At 66.6% G+C, this 14,660-nt stretch carries 15 protein-coding genes and 1 tRNA gene; 14 read left to right on the plus strand and 2 right to left on the minus strand.

The window, feature by feature from the left end; genetic code table 11:
• Window positions 1-53: 53 nt before the first annotated feature.
• The 4 genes from RHA1_RS21130 to RHA1_RS21145 all read left to right on the plus strand — a co-directional run bounded on the left by RHA1_RS21130 (window position 54) and on the right by RHA1_RS21145 (window position 2,598).
• Window positions 54-272 carry a DUF4244 domain-containing protein gene (locus RHA1_RS21130; RefSeq protein ID WP_011596778.1) on the plus strand — a complete coding sequence of 73 codons (219 nt, stop codon included), beginning with the start codon at window positions 54-56 and terminating at the stop codon, window positions 270-272.
• Window positions 272-646: a TadE family type IV pilus minor pilin gene (locus tag RHA1_RS21135; RefSeq protein WP_011596779.1), complete on the plus strand. Its 375-nt coding sequence runs from the start codon at window positions 272-274 to the stop codon at window positions 644-646. The genes RHA1_RS21130 and RHA1_RS21135 overlap by 1 nt, the downstream gene beginning before the upstream one ends.
• Entirely contained in the window at window positions 643-999 is a 357-nt protein-coding gene (locus RHA1_RS21140) for an Rv3654c family TadE-like protein (RefSeq protein WP_009477418.1), read from the plus strand. The genes RHA1_RS21135 and RHA1_RS21140 overlap by 4 nt, the downstream gene beginning before the upstream one ends.
• A 189-nt stretch (window positions 1,000-1,188) precedes the next feature.
• Window positions 1,189-2,598, plus strand: a complete 1,410-nt coding sequence (locus RHA1_RS21145; RefSeq protein ID WP_011596781.1) for an MFS transporter — start codon at window positions 1,189-1,191, stop codon at window positions 2,596-2,598.
• 9 nt (window positions 2,599-2,607) lie between these two features.
• On the opposite strand, the gene RHA1_RS21150 is transcribed toward RHA1_RS21145, so the two are convergent.
• Window positions 2,608-3,504 (minus strand): LysR family transcriptional regulator, encoded by an 897-nt coding sequence (locus tag RHA1_RS21150; RefSeq protein WP_011596782.1) that lies wholly within the window; start codon window positions 3,502-3,504, stop codon window positions 2,608-2,610.
• A 110-nt stretch (window positions 3,505-3,614) separates the two neighbouring features.
• Between RHA1_RS21150 and RHA1_RS21155 the strand changes: the two genes are divergently transcribed.
• Both RHA1_RS21155 and RHA1_RS21160 read left to right on the plus strand, forming a co-directional pair.
• Window positions 3,615-4,535, plus strand: coding sequence for a CoA transferase subunit A (locus RHA1_RS21155; RefSeq protein ID WP_016884538.1), 921 nt, complete (start codon window positions 3,615-3,617; stop codon window positions 4,533-4,535).
• Window positions 4,532-5,314 (plus strand): CoA-transferase subunit beta, encoded by a 783-nt coding sequence (locus RHA1_RS21160; protein WP_009477423.1) that lies wholly within the window; start codon window positions 4,532-4,534, stop codon window positions 5,312-5,314. Before RHA1_RS21155 ends, RHA1_RS21160 begins: the two co-directional genes overlap by 4 nt.
• Before the next feature lie 4 nt (window positions 5,315-5,318).
• Here the strand turns inward: RHA1_RS21160 and sftH are convergent, their stop codons facing one another.
• Complete coding sequence (gene sftH, locus RHA1_RS21165; protein ID WP_011596784.1) at window positions 5,319-7,682, minus strand: DNA 3'-5' helicase SftH; 2,364 nt, start codon at window positions 7,680-7,682, stop codon at window positions 5,319-5,321.
• A gap of 397 nt (window positions 7,683-8,079) precedes the next feature.
• Here sftH and RHA1_RS21170 point away from each other — a divergent pair, with 397 nt between their 5' ends.
• From RHA1_RS21170 to RHA1_RS21205, 8 genes are all read left to right on the plus strand, one after another.
• Complete coding sequence (locus tag RHA1_RS21170) at window positions 8,080-8,283, plus strand: cold-shock protein (protein ID WP_005248460.1); 204 nt, start codon at window positions 8,080-8,082, stop codon at window positions 8,281-8,283.
• A 140-nt stretch (window positions 8,284-8,423) separates the two neighbouring features.
• Entirely contained in the window at window positions 8,424-9,008 is a 585-nt protein-coding gene (locus tag RHA1_RS21175) for a hypothetical protein (RefSeq protein ID WP_011596785.1), read from the plus strand.
• A gap of 137 nt (window positions 9,009-9,145) precedes the next feature.
• The gene (topA, locus tag RHA1_RS21180) at window positions 9,146-12,067 is read left to right on the plus strand and encodes a type I DNA topoisomerase (protein ID WP_011596786.1); all 2,922 of its coding nucleotides are present in this window, start codon (window positions 9,146-9,148) and stop codon (window positions 12,065-12,067) included.
• A 52-nt stretch (window positions 12,068-12,119) separates the two neighbouring features.
• On the plus strand, window positions 12,120-13,334 hold the full coding sequence (locus RHA1_RS21185; protein ID WP_011596787.1) for a DNA polymerase III subunit delta': 1,215 nt from the start codon (window positions 12,120-12,122) through the stop codon (window positions 13,332-13,334).
• A gap of 31 nt (window positions 13,335-13,365) precedes the next feature.
• Window positions 13,366-13,438 (plus strand) — tRNA-Thr (locus RHA1_RS21190).
• Between the two features lie 114 nt (window positions 13,439-13,552).
• Window positions 13,553-13,990: a DUF2752 domain-containing protein gene (locus RHA1_RS21195; protein WP_011596788.1), complete on the plus strand. Its 438-nt coding sequence runs from the start codon at window positions 13,553-13,555 to the stop codon at window positions 13,988-13,990.
• 42 nt (window positions 13,991-14,032) lie between these two features.
• On the plus strand, window positions 14,033-14,155 hold the full coding sequence (locus RHA1_RS52920; RefSeq protein WP_005248443.1) for a hypothetical protein: 123 nt from the start codon (window positions 14,033-14,035) through the stop codon (window positions 14,153-14,155).
• A 48-nt stretch (window positions 14,156-14,203) separates the two neighbouring features.
• The gene (locus RHA1_RS21205; RefSeq protein ID WP_009477430.1) at window positions 14,204-14,401 is read left to right on the plus strand and encodes a hypothetical protein; all 198 of its coding nucleotides are present in this window, start codon (window positions 14,204-14,206) and stop codon (window positions 14,399-14,401) included.
• The last annotated feature ends 259 nt before the right edge of the window (window positions 14,402-14,660 follow it).

Here is a 14,660-nt window from a genome sequence, read left to right on the forward strand (position 1 = left end):
TCGGCACTTCCGGAGCAGAACCGCTGCGCCGGACACTCTGAAGGGGGAACACCATGCGACACGGAATCCGGGCCTTGGCGGAAGTTCGAGCACTGATCGCTCGCTTGACGCTGCTCGCGACGGACGAGGACGGCATGTCGACGGCGGAGTACGCCATCGGCACCATCGCGGCGGCGGCCTTCGGCGCCGTTCTGTATTCGGTCGTCACCGGCGACAGCATCGTGACGGCGTTGACGAACATCATCGACAAAGCGCTGAACACCGCGGTGTGATGAGTGCTGCCGAGAACCTGCGCCGGTCGGAGGCCGGCGGCGTGACGGTCGAGGCCGCCATCGCGATCGCGTCGATCGTGGCGGTGGTGGTGCTGTGTGTCGGCGCGATCACCGCGGCGACGCTGCACGTCCGGTGCGTCGACTCGGCCCGTGAGGCAGCACGGCTCGCAGCCCGTGGAGATCGCGAGTCGGCGATCTCCACGGCGGCGAAGGTGGCACCCGATGGTGCCGACGTGTCGGTCCGGGCCGAGGGGGAGTTCGTCGTCGCGACCGTGCGGGCACGCAGTCCACTCCTCCCGCTCGTGAACATCTCCGCGGAGGCGGTGGCGGCTCTCGAACCCACCGTGCCGGGGTGGGGCGGGGGAGGGTGGTGAGTTCGGTGATCACCGACGATCGTGGTTCCGTGACCGTCACGGCGTGCTGTGCGCTCGCGGCGCTGGTGGTGGTCACGGCGATGTTGGTGCACGTCGGCTCGGCGGTGTCGGTGCGGCACCGGGCGCAGTCCGCTGCGGATCTGGCTGCCGTCGCCGCGGCCGTCGGGCTGGACCGCGGCACCGAGGCGGCGTGTGCCGCGGCGCGGGAGGTGGCGGGGCGAATGCGCACCGAAGTCGTGTCCTGTGAGATCGACGACTGGGACGTCGAGGTCGCGGTCACCGCGCCGGTGCTCCTGTCCTCGCTGGGTGTCCGGGATGCCCGGGCGGTCGCGAGGGCAGGTCCCGCGGAGTGACGTCGGAGCGAGGAGGTGGTCCGGTGAGGCGCATCACTCCAGCGTGTGCAAGGTTTCGGTGATTGTGACCGGAATCGCAATAATCCCCCGCTCAGGAAGTATTGGACGGCATCGATCCTGTGATGCGAGTCTCACTGGTGCGAGCTGGTTTTCATCCACACCACTCCCTTTGGCGAGAGAGGGCATTACATGACCACGGCACCACCGAAGCGGACCGAGGCCGAGACAAAGGCGCGGAGGGCGGGCATTGCCTCGTTCATCGGCACCACGATCGAGTGGTACGACTTCTACATCTACGGCACCGCGTCGGCACTGGTCTTCGGTCAGGTGTTCTTCTCCGACACCCTCCCGGCAGGCATGGGCACCCTGCTCGCGTTCGTCACGTTGTGGGCGGGGTTCCTCGCCCGTCCGATCGGCGGTATCGTCTTCGGCCATCTCGGCGATAAAATCGGTCGAAAGAACACCCTGGTCATCACGCTCATGATGATGGGCACCGCCACCGTCGGAATCGGACTCCTGCCCTCCTACGCGCAGATCGGGATCTGGGCGCCCGCCGCCCTGGTGTTCCTCCGGGTCGTCCAGGGTGTGGCAGTAGGCGGTGAGTGGGGCGGGGCGGTGCTGATCGCCAGTGAGAACGCACCCAAGGGGAAGGGGATTCTGTACTCGGCGTTCGCCCAACAGGGGTCGCCCGCCGGAAACCTCCTGGCGACGATGGCGTTCTTCCTTCTCTCCGCCATGCCCACCCCGGCTTTCGTGCTCTACGGGTGGCGCATCCCGTTCCTGATCTCCGCGGCCCTGGTGATCGTCGGCATGATCATCCGCCTCAGGCTCGAAGAGTCGGAGGCGATGAAGACCGTGCTGAAGCGCAAGAAGACTGTCGCACTGCCGATCGGTGAGGTGCTGCGCAAGCATTGGGTCCTCGTCCTCCTCGGTGCGGGCGCGCTGCCCCTGGCCCAGGTGACGTACTTCAAGAACACCTTCGCGTTGTCGTGGGCCACCAGCGAACTCGGCTACGACCGGGGCACGTTCCTCGGCGCCATCGCCATCGCCCTCGTGGTCCAGTTCATCGTGCAGCCGTTCGGCGCCGTCCTGGTGTCGCGGATCGACATGCGGAAAGCCATGTGCATCATGGTGATTCCCGAGTTCGTCCTGATGCCGGCCATTTTCTTCGCGATCCGGACCGAGAACTTCGCGATTGCCGTCGTCGCGATGTGCCTCGCGACCATTCCACACTCGATGTTCTACGGCGCCATCGCCGGAGTGCTCGCGCGGGCCTTCCCCGCCAACATTCGCTACACCGGCCTTTCCGCGGCGTACCAGCTGTGTTCTCTGATCGTCGGCGGCGGCACCCCGGTGCTGGCGCAGTGGATGCTCAACTCGTCCGGAAACATCGTCGGTGTTGCGTTCGTGTCGGCCGGCTATGCCGCCGTCTCCTTGGTCTGCACGCTGTTGCTGCTGAACCGGACCGGATTCGACGCGCGCCGGTTGTCGACCGCGGAGCAATCCGACGCGGACGAACTGCAACTCGAGATCGATGAGGACGATGCGGTGGACACCGCTCCGAATGCAAGGCAGGCCCGTGCGACAGCCCACTCCTGACCGCGGGGGTCATTCCGGCGTGGGCATGGCCTCTTCGGACAGCCGGAGGACTTCCCGCAACGCGGCGTTGTCGTCGTCCGCTCTCCAAGCGATCCGCAGTTGCAGGGTGCTGGGACCGCCGACCAGCGGCAGGAACACGACATCGGGGTTGTTCACGTTCTCGGCCACGGAGGAGACGGTCAACGCGCAACCGACCTCCGCGGACACCAACGCCATCAACGCCATCGAGTCCGGGGCGCTCTGCACGATCCGGGGCGTGAAACCGGCGTCGTGGGCCGCCCTCTGCAGGGAGTCCCGCAGCGCCGATCCGGGATCGGCGGGCAGCGTCACCCAGGGCTCGGTGGACAGTTCCTCGATGCGAACGCCGTCCCTGCCTGCGAGCGGGTGGTCGGTGGGCAGGGCCACCACGAAGTCCTCGTTGAGGATGACGCGGGACGCGATGCCCGGCGGGGTGAAGATCCACCGGACCAGGCCGATGTCGAGGGTTCCGTCGAGGAGCTTGTTCAGCGCTTCGCTCGCGAAAGCGGAACTGTCCAGCACGAATTCGATACCCGGGTGGGTGTGCCGGACGAGTTTCGCCCACCGTCCGATGAGCAGGTGGGACGAAACTCCGGCGAAGCCGATGCGCACCCGGCCGACCTGTCCGCGCCCGGCGGCGGCGACGGCGATCTCCGCGAGCCGGCAGGCGTCCAGGATTTCGCGCGCCGGGCCGAGCAGTGCCTCACCGGCGGAGGTCAACCGGACGTTCCGCGTGTTTCTTTCGAAAAGAGTTGCTCCGAGCTGTTTTTCCAGTTGCCGAATCGTTCGGCTCAGCGGCGGCTGGGCCGAGTGCAGGCGCTGCGCGGCGCGGCCGAAATGCAACTCCTCGGCAACTGCGAGAAAGGCAGTGATCTGAGAAATCTCCACGGGAGAACTATTGCAGTTCCAGCAACAGATTTGTCAACACTATTGATTCACACGGCGGTAATCCGGTGGGAGAGGTTCCGAGGCGACCTCCCGTCGTTCCGGAGAAGGGCATGGCGATGAGCAAAGTGGTCAGCATGGCGGAAGCCATGGAAACGTATGTCGAGGACGGGATGACCGTGTGCCTCGAGGGCTTCTCGCATCTCATCTCCTTCGCGGCTGCGCACGAGATCATCCGGCAGAAGCGGCAGAACCTCACGCTGTGCCGGATGACGCCCGACATCGTGTCGGATCAACTCGTGGCCGCCGGGTGTGTCACCAAGCTCGTGGCCTCGTTCTTCGCGAGCGGCTCGGCCGGATCGCTGCACGAGTTGCGACGCCGAATCGAGCACCACGATCCGGTGGCCCTCGAGGTCGAGGAGTACAGCCACTACGGAATGGTCTGCCGCTATCAGGCGGGCGCCGCACGACTCCCGTTCTTTCCGCTGCGCTCCTATGCCGGAAGCGACCTTCCGCGGCTCAACCCGCGAATTCGACTCGTCGACGATCCCTACGGCGAGGGCACCGTGTACGTCGTGCCTCCGCTGAACCCGGACGTCACCATCGTCCACGCGCAGCGCGCCGACCGTCACGGCAACGTGCAGATCTGGGGTATCTCCGGGGTTCAGCAGGAAGCGGTGTACGCCGCGGGGAAGGCGATCGTGGTCGTCGAGGAGATCGTCGACGACGAGGTCGTCCGCTCCGACCCCAGCCGCACGTTGATTCCCTCCCACGCGATCGATGCCGTCGTGGTCTGTCCGCGCGGGGCGCATCCGTCCTACGTGCAGGGGTACTACGACCGGGACTGCGCGTTCTACCGGCGATGGACCGCGATCAGCAAGGACTCCGCACTCCTGCAGGCGTGGCTGAAGGAGTGGATCCACGGCACCGCGAATCACGCCGAGTACCTGGACAAACTCGGCGGCGACTACTGGAACGACCTCGCCGTCGAGCCCCGATTCTCCGAACCAGTCGACTACGGGAGCCGGAAATGAGCACAGCACCACTCGGAGCGATCTCGGCGACGGAGATCATCGTGTCCGTCGCCGCCCGCGAACTCGCCGGGAAGGGGCGCGTCTTCGCCGGCGTCGGCTTGCCGACTCTCGCCGTCGATCTCGCCAAGAGGACAAGTAACCCGGACGTCGAATTGATCTACGAATCGGGAGTGTGCGGCGCGCACCCCGCCGCGATGGCCGAGGGCATCGCCGACTCGGTCGTCGTGTCGGGCGCGGAGTCGGTGGTATCGATGTCGGCACTGTTCGGTTACGTGCTGCAGGGCGGCAACGTCGACGTCGGATTTCTCGGTGCGGCCCAGATCGACCGGTACGGCAGCCTCAACACCAGCATCATCGGCGACTGGGACAAGCCGACGGTCCGGTTGCCCGGTGCCGGTGGCGCCGTGGAGATCATGCCCAACGCCGGCGAGATCTTCGTGGTGATGCGGAGACACGACCCGAGCGCCTTCCCGGCGGAACTGGACTTCTGCACGTCCCCGAGCCCTGTCCGGGCCCGGGAGGCAGGTGACGGAATCATGCCCCGAGGCCGAGGGGTGACGAAGGTGTTCACGAACCTGGGGGTGCTGTCGAGGCAGGGTCCGTTCGACGAACTCGAGCTGGTCAGCGTGCACGAGGGGGTCACCGTCGACGACGTGCGAGCGCAGACCGGCTGGGAACTGAAGGTCGCCGACGATCTCACCGTCACCGCCCCGCCGACCGGCGAGGAGATTCACCTGCTCCGCGATGTGATCGACAAGGTTCGGCTGTATCTGCGCTGACCCGTCAGCCGAGTGAGTCCAGTACCGCCGTCAGGACCCGGATCGCGCCGTCCTTGTCGAGGGGGTCGTTACCGTTTCCGCACTTCGGTGAGTACACGCACGACGGGCAGCCTGACGTGCATTCGCACGATTCGATCGCTTCACGGGTCGCGCCGAGCCAGCGAGTGAGTTCGGCGTGACCCCGGTCGGCGAATCCGGCGCCGCCTGCATGACCGTCGTAGACGAACACCGTCGGAAGTCCGGTATCGGCGTGCACCGCCGTCGAGACGCCGCCGATGTCGCCTCGATCGCACACCGCGACGAGAGGCAGGAGCCCGATCGCGGCATGTTCGGCGGCGTGGAGCGAACCGGGCACGCGTTCGGCCGGAACACCCGCCCGCACCAGAAGTTCCGGGGTAACGGTGTACATCACCGCGCGGGTGGGGAGGGTCTGCTTCGGCATGTCCAGTTCGACCGCGTCGAGGACCTCGCCCGAAGGCAGCCGTCGCAGGTACCCGATCACCTGATGGGTCACCTCCACCTCGACGAGCGCAACCTCGACGTCGCCGAACTGCTTCTGCTCGAGTACCGAGGTGACGGTGATCTCGGTGGTCTCGCGGGCCGACGTCGTCCAGTCCGGGTCCTCCGCGTGCACCAGGGCGAGTCCCTGGTCGAGGTCGAGTTCGTCGACGACGTACGACTCACCCTGGTGGATGTGGACGGCGCCGGGGTGTGCCGTGGCGGGAGCGCGGCCCGTGTCGACAGTTCCGAGCATGCGTCCCGATTCCGACACGACAATTGCCACCTGGGTTCCGATTCCACCCCGGATATCCACTGCGCCATGAGGATTTGTGCCGGCGGTGACGAACCAGCCGTGTGCCCGCCGGCGGATCAGGCCCTGCTCGGCCAGCTTTCCGAGAACGTCGATCGCCCCGAACGCCTCGGCCTCGGCGTCGGAAAGTGGTAGTTCCATTGCCGCGCAGAGCAACTGCGGTCCGAGGACGTACGGATTGCTCGGGTCCGTGACGGTCGCCTCGACGGGTTTGTCGAGCAGCGCGGACGGGTGGTGGACGAGGTAGGTGTCGAGAGGGTCGTCACGCGCGATCAGGACTACGAGCGAACCTTCGCCGCGTCGGCCGGACCGGCCTCCCTGTTGCCAGAACGACGCCACCGTGCCGGGGAACCCGGCGACCACGACGGCGTCGAGGCCGGCGATGTCGACGCCGAGTTCCAGCGCATTCGTCGTCGCCGCCCCCAGCAGCGTGCCGTCGGCGAGTGCGGTCTCGAGCTCACGCCGGTCCTCGGCGAGGTACCCGGCTCGATACGACGCGACTCGCGACGAGAGTTCGGGATCGATCTCCCCGAGTAGGCGTTTGGTCGCCATAGCAGTCAGCTCCGCGCCCCGGCGGGAACGCACGAAGGTGAGCGTGCGGGCTCCCTCGACCATCAGGTCGGCCATGATGCGCGCGGCCTCCGAACCCGCGGGCCGTCGAACGGGGCTTCCGTTCTCCCCGGTGACCTCCCGCATGAGCGGGGGTTCCCACAGCGCGACCGTCCGGGGGCCGTGTGGTGAACCGTCTTCCACGACCTCGGCGCAGGGCGCGCCGATCAGCCGTGACGCCGCCGCTCCAGGGTCCGCTGTCGTGGCGGACGCGAGGACGAAGACGGGTTCGGCGCCGTACCGTGCCGCGATGCGCCGGAGCCGTAACAGCACGAGCGCGACATTCGAGCCGAAGACACCACGGTAGGAGTGGCATTCGTCGATCACCACGTACGCCAGGTTCCGGAAGAAGTGCGCCCATCGCTGATGGGTCCGGAGGAGGGAGATGTGCAGCATGTCGGGGTTCGTGAAGAGCCACCGCGAGTTCTCCCGTGCCCAGTGCCGCACCTCGAGTGGGGTGTCGCCGTCGAACATGCACGGGCGCACGCCCCGGAGGTCGTCCCCGGCGTCCAGGACTTCCGAGTCGATGAGCGAGGTCACGGCCCGGAGTTGGTCTGCTCCCAGCGCCTTGGTCGGCGAGAGGTAGAGGGCGGTCGCCCGCGGATCCGTTGCCAGAGTGGTGAGTACCGGAAGCTGGTAGGCCAGGGACTTGCCCGAGGCGGTGCCGGTCGACACCACGACGTTCGTCCCGTGATGTGCCAGGTCGGCGGCGGTGGCCTGGTGGGTCCAGGGACGGGGGATCCCGTTCTCCTGCATGGCCCGGACGACGCTCGGGTGCGCCCACGCGGGCCATTCCGACAGCTGAGAAGTCCGGGCAGGCATTTCGGCGGCGAAAGTGAGCGGGTTTTCGTCTCGGGGAACACCCTCGAGGACTCGGTTCAGCAGCGCCCGGCCGTATGTTTCGCCCGTATTTCCACTGTCGTCACGTGGTGAAAACGGTGTGCTCACTGATGTCTCCGGGCTGTCGTAGGGTACGGGCGAGTAGCTTCCACACCGCCACGACCTGCGCATTTGATGATAACGAGTCCTTTTCCGGGGCTGTCGCCCGGGGTGTCGTGACCCCCGCGCCAATCCGCTGTTTCGTGCCTGTTCGCTACAAGATCAACTTTTTGTGTGAATTGTTCGGATTTCGACTGTTGCGTTCGCGGAGTTCATGGTTGACTACAACTGGTCGCAGCTTCTGTGTTCGTAGGCTTGAAAGAGTGAACGTTCGCAGGATCGATGTTGCGAACGCGGTGCTCTGCTTTTCCTGAGGGGGAAATCTAGAAGTACAGCGGTCGGAACCGGCCCGGCGGACTGTATGTGCTGTCCGCCGAATCCGGTGGTTAGAAAGAGAAGGAAAAGCATGGCACAGGGCACTGTGAAGTGGTTCAACGCGGAAAAGGGCTTCGGCTTCATCGCACCCGAAGACGGCTCCGCTGACGTCTTCGTTCACTACTCCGAGATCCAGGGCAGCGGCTTCCGCACCCTCGAGGAGAACCAGCGCGTGGAGTTCGAGGTCGGCCAGGGCACCAAGGGCCCCCAGGCTACCGGCGTTCGCGCAGTCTGATTCTGCCGTTCACATTCGTGAACACGTAAATCAGATAGGCGGGGTCTTCGTGACCGCGTCTGATTCGTCCCCCATCGCCTGAGGCGGTGGGGGACGAGTCGTTTTCACGGCAACGGTGCCGTGGCAAAGGGGGTACTTCAGTGAGCCAGCTCTCCTTCTTCTCCGCGGAGTCGATGCCGCCGGCAGTCACCGATCTGTGCGGTCTTCTCGCCGCGACGGGTCAGGTGGTCACATCGGCCGGGCGTGCGCGCATCTCGATCGTGGTCGACGCCCAGTGGCGGGCGGAGGCGATTGCGGAGTTGATCACCCAGGCCGGACTCGAGGTCGAGATCACGCGCAGCGACGAGGGCAGCCCGCTGGTCCGCACCGCATCGGTCGTCGACTTGCGGCCTCTCGCGGACCAGTGGACGAGAGGGGCGGTCAAGGCGGTGCCCTCCGGCTGGGTGCCGTCGGGGCGTCAGCTGAGGGTGTGGGCTCTCGCGTCGGGCAGGAGTGAAGCGGAGGGGGAGCGGTTCGTCCTCGGACTCGATCCGCATGCCCCGGATACCCACGCGCCGTTGGCTCAGGCATTGATGAGAGCGGGCATCGCGCCGACGCTGATCGGTACCCGTGGCTCCGGTCCGGGGCTCCGAATCTCGGGTCGGCGTAGGCTCGGCAGACTCGTCGAGAGCATCGGTGAGGCGCCCGGAAATTTGGACGACCGTACCGGTTGGCCCCACGTGTAGAGCCGCGCACACGGTACTGATCTGCGAGGATGGGTTCCGGGTATGTCACTCTAGTAATAGGCGAACCGGGTATAAAAGGGTTTGTCTGCACAACTGCCGAGTGGCAGCGATCGACTTCAGGAAGGCTCGGGCTACAGGTGGCTAAAGGGGACAACGGCAGTGCACAGGGTGCGGCGGGAGCGTCCGGCCAGCCTCGCCGCCTCGTGATCGTCGAGTCGCCGACCAAGGCCCGCAAGATCGCCCCGTACCTCGGAAAGAACTATGTCGTCGAGGCGTCGGTCGGTCACATCCGCGACCTTCCGCGCGGAGCCGCAGACGTCCCGGCCAAGTACAAGGGTGAATCCTGGGCGCGGCTCGGAGTCAACGTCGACCATGATTTCGAACCCCTCTACGTGGTCAGTCCAGAGAAGAAGTCCAAGGTCACGGAGCTGAAGAGCCTCCTCAAGGACGCCGACGAACTCTTCCTCGCCACCGACCCCGACCGTGAGGGCGAAGCGATCGCCTGGCATCTCCTCGAGACGCTCAAGCCGAAGATCCCGGTTCGCCGGATGGTCTTCCACGAGATCACCGAGCCGGCCATCCGCGCCGCGGCCGAGGACACCCGCGAACTCGACAACGACCTGGTCGACGCGCAGGAGACCCGCCGCATCCTCGACCGTCTGTACGGCTACGAGGTCAGCCCCGTGCTGTGGAAGAAGGTCATGCCGAGGCTGTCGGCAGGCCGAGTGCAGTCCGTCGCCACCCGTGTCATCGTGCAGCGGGAACGTGAGCGGATGGCGTTCCGCTCGGCGTCCTACTGGGACATCTCCGCCACCCTCGACGCCGGCGCTGACGCCAGCCCCCGCAGTTTCGGGGCGCGTCTGGTGAGCGTCGACGGCTCCCGGGTCGCCACCGGCCGCGACTTCGGCGCCGATGGCCAGCTGAAGACGAGCACCGTTACGGTTCTGGACGAGGCGCGAGCGCAGCGTCTGGCCGAGTCCCTCGCCGGTGTCGACCTCACCGTCTCCTCCGCCGAGAGCAAGCCGTACACCCGCAAGCCGTACGCGCCGTTCATGACGTCGACGCTGCAGCAGGAGGCGGGCCGCAAGCTCCGCTTCACGTCCGAGCGGACCATGCGCATCGCGCAGCGGCTGTACGAGAACGGCTACATCACCTACATGCGTACCGACTCGACGACCTTGTCGTCGTCGGCGATCGCTGCCGCCCGCGCGCAGGCCACCGAGTTGTACGGCGCCGAGTACGTGCACGACACACCGCGCCAGTACACGCGCAAGGTCAAGAACGCGCAGGAGGCGCACGAGGCCATCCGCCCGGCCGGTGACGTGTTCCAGACCCCTGGTCAGCTGCACTCCCGCCTCGACACCGACGAGTTCCGCCTGTACGAGCTGATCTGGCAGCGCACCGTGGCGTCGCAGATGGCGGACGCGCGGGGCACGACGCTCACCTTGCGGATCACCGGAACCGCGGGCACCGGCGAGGAATGCACCTTCTCCTCGTCGGGCCGCACCATCACGTTCGCCGGATTCCTGAAGGCCTACGTGGAGAGCGTCGACGAGGAGGCCGGCGGCCAGTCCGACGACGCCGAGTCGCGCCTGCCGGTGCTCGTCGAGGGCCAGGCGGTCACCGCCACCAAGCTCGATCCCGATGGCCACACCACGAACCCGCCCGCCCGCTACACCGAGGCGAGCCTGATCAAGACCCTCGAAGAGCTGGGCATCGGCCGCCCGTCCACCTACTCGTCGATCATCAAGACCATTCTCGATCGCGGATATGTCTACAAGCGCGGCAGTGCGCTGGTCCCGTCCTGGGTGGCGTTCGCCGTCATCGGTCTCCTCGAGATGCACTTCGGGCGGCTGGTGGACTTCGACTTCACCGCCGGGATGGAAGACGATCTCGACGCGATCGCCGGTGGCCGGGAACAGCGCGGCAACTGGTTGAGCAGTTTCTACTTCGGCGGCGATCACGGCGCCGAGGGTTCGGTTGCCCGTGAGGGCGGCCTGAAGAAGATGGTCGGGGTCAACCTCGAGGAGATCGACGCTCGCGAGGTCAACTCGATCAGGCTCTTCGACGACGCCGAGGGACGGGAAGTGCACGTCCGCGTCGGACGGTTCGGTCCGTACCTCGAGCGGATGGTCCAGAACCCGGACGACCCCGAGGGCGACCTCATTTCCCAGCGGGCCAACCTGCCCGACGACCTTCCGCCGGACGAGCTGACACCGGAGTACGCGGAGAAGCTCTTTTCGACGCCGCAGGAGGGTCGCAAGCTGGGCGTCGACCCGCTCACCGGCCACGAGATCGTCGCGAAGGAGGGCCGCTTCGGCCCCTACGTCACCGAGATCCTTCCCGAGCCGGAACCGGAGCCCGAACCGGCAGTGGTGCCGGTGACGGACGAATCCGGCGACGGGACGACCAAGACGAAGACAGCTGCCAAGAAGGCGCCCGCGAAGAAGGCGGCGGCGAAGAAGGCCACCGGTCCGAAGCCGCGGACGGGTTCGCTGCTCAAGTCGATGGACCTGGCGACGGTGACCCTCGACGACGCCCTGAAGCTGCTGTCGCTGCCGCGCGTCGTGGGTGTCGATCCGGAGTCCAAGGAAGAGATCACCGCGCAGAACGGCCGCTACGGCCCGTACCTGAAGAAGGGGACGGATTCGCGGTCCCTCGCCACCGAGGACCAGATGTTCACGGTGACCCTCGACGAGGCGCTGAAGATCTATGCGGAGCCCAAACGCCGCGGACGGCAGGCTGCGGCCACCCCGCCGCTGCGTGAGCTGGGCGTCGACACGGTCAGCGAGAAGCCGATGGTGATCAAGGACGGCCGGTTCGGGCCGTACGTGACCGACGGTGAAACCAACGCCAGCCTCCGCAAGGGCGACGAGGTGGAGTCCATCACCGACGCCCGCGCTTCGGAACTGCTGGCGGATCGGCGTGCCCGCGGTCCCGTCAAGAAGAAGGCCGCCGCGAAGAAGGCGCCCGCCAAGAAGGCTGCAAAGAAGACCGCCGCCAAGAAGGCGCCGGCCAAGAAGGCGGCCTCGAAGAAGGCAGCGGACAAGAAGGCGTGAGCCGGTACCTCGGGCCGGTCGTGCTGTCGCATGTGCCGGTTAGGCTGGCGCGGTGACGGTATTCGACCGGTTGGTGGGCCAAGAGGACGTCGAGGCCGAGCTGACGGCCGCGGCGACCGCCGCCCGTCGCGGAGTCGGCGCGATGGGCTCCTCGATGACGCATTCGTGGCTGTTCACGGGCCCACCCGGATCGGGTAGGTCGGTGGCCGCGCAGTGTTTCGCCGCAGCACTCCAATGCACCAGCGACGGCGTTCCCGGCTGCGGCGTCTGCCACGCGTGCACCACCGCGATGGCCGGTACCCACGGCGACGTCCGGCAGGTAGTCCCCGAGGGGCTGAGCATCAGCGTCAAGGAGATGCGCGCCATCGTGCAGACCGCCGCCCGACGGCCGAGCACCGGGCGCTGGCAAATCGTGGTCGTCGAGGACGCGGACCGGCTCACCGAGGGGGCGGCCAACGCCCTCCTGAAAGTGGTGGAGGAGCCGCCGGATCGCACCGTGTTCCTGTTGTGTGCGCCCTCTGTCGACCCGCAGGACATCTCCGTGACGCTGCGGTCGCGCTGCCGGCACGTCCATCTCGTGACCCCGTCGGCCGACTCCATCGCCAAGGTCCTGCGCGAGCGGGACGGCCTGGATCCCGCCGATGCGCAACTGGCGGCCTCGATCAGCGGCGGTCACGTCGGGCGCGCCCGACGTCTCGCGACGGATCTCAATGCCAAGGTGCGCCGTAAGGATGCTCTGGATCTCGCCGTCGCGGCGCTGCGGCCCGCCACCGCGTTCGCCGCCGCGGAGGAACTGGTGCGTTCCGCCGACGCGGAGGCGAAGGAGATGAGCGCGTCCAGGGACGAGCAGGAGACCGAGGAGTTGCGCACCGCGCTGGGAGCGGGCGGCACCGGCAAGGGTGCTGCTGGAGCCCTGCGAGGCTCGGCCGGCGTGCTGAAGGATCTCGAGAAGCGCCAGAAGTCCCGGGCCACTCGCACGGGCCGTGACGCACTCGACCGTGCACTGATCGATCTGGCCGGTCTCTACCGCGACGCGCTCGCCGTCGCATGGAAATCGAACGCGGCCGCGAACCACCCGGACATGGCGGATCGGGCCGCCGACCTCGCCTCGCGAACAACCCCGGAAGGCCTTCTGAGGTGCATCGAAGCCGTCCTCGAGTGCCGCGAGGCGATCACCGTCAACGTCAAGCCGCAGTGGGCTGTCGACGCCATGGTGGCCACTCTCGGCGACGCGTTCAGGGAGCCGTTTTCGCATACTCGGGGTTGAGGCGCTAGACTCGCCACCGCCGAAAGGCACCGCTGCCTTAGCTCAGTCGGTAGAGCATTTCACTCGTAATGAAAAGGTCGAGAGTTCGATTCTCTCAGGCAGCTCAGCGGTCCTCTGGCCCTTCCCGATCAGTCGGGAAGGGCCAGAGTTGTCTCCGGGGCAGGACACGTTCGCCGTGGCCGATGTGTATGCCCGGAAGAATCGGGAAGACTGGTCACGTGGACACCCACAGCGAAACTCCGACGACGTCGGCGGCCGGTCTGCGCGCACTCGGTGCACCCGCCGCTGTGGCCGCCGGCGCCGTTGTCGCTGCCGCGATCCTCCACTTCCGGGATCCGCATCAACCGGGTTCGTACGGCTTCTGTCCGGTCTATGCCCTGACCGGATGGTGGTGCCCGGCCTGTGGGGGGCTGAGGGCGGTGCACGACCTCACCAACCTCGACATCGGCGCCGCCGTGGCCGGCAATGTTCTGATCGTCCCGTTCATTGCGGTGATGGTCTTCGCCTTGATCGGATGGGCACGTCGCCGATGGCGAGGACAACGCGATCGCACGATCGTGTTCGGTCCGCGAGTGATGGTCGGTGTGCTCATTTTCCTTGCGGCGTTTACCGTCACCAGGAACACATCTTGGGGAAGCTGGCTCGCGCCGGCCTGACACCTGGTCGCCGCGGGCACGAAACAGAGAGTCGGTTCACAGATGGCAATGCAGGTCTTTTCGTTGATCGCGATCCTGGGCGCGCTGATCGTCCTCATTCCGACCGCGCTGCGAGTCTTCGGCAAGAGCGACAACGTGAAGGCGCCGGACGAGACCGAGGAGTGAGTTCGGTGCACTCTCGACAACCCACCGTCGCGCGGTCATGATTTCGATATGAGCGATTCGCTGAAGGACCGGGTGCGCGAGAAGCTGTTGCGCCAGCTGGCCGAGGACGGGGGCCACCCGGTCCAGGAGGCGGAGGGGGACGATCCACGATTGGTGTCCATCGACTCCGACCTCGCGGCTTTGGAGCAGGCCACGGACGGTGATGTGGTGATCGAGGAGCTGGCTGCCAAGTACTGGGTGCCCTGAATCAGCGGTTTTGCGGCGTTGACCTGGCGATTTGGTGTTCTTGTTTCCCTTCGCGTAACTTATTCCAGGTCAGAGCGACACGGACACCGACCCCGGCCGGAAGGCGGGGGACACGAGGTTGGACGAAGGCGCCTGGTACATCGGAAGTTCACCGTCGTGTACGGTGGTGCTTCCATCCCGGTTAGATTCTGTTCAGCGTCTCGGCTTGCGCCGGTGAGGCTGGTAGGATAAGATGGAACGGTTGCCCCGGAGCGGCTGG

The organism is Rhodococcus jostii RHA1, from assembly GCF_000014565.1.
Lineage (GTDB): Bacteria > Actinomycetota > Actinomycetes > Mycobacteriales > Mycobacteriaceae > Rhodococcus_F > Rhodococcus_F jostii_A.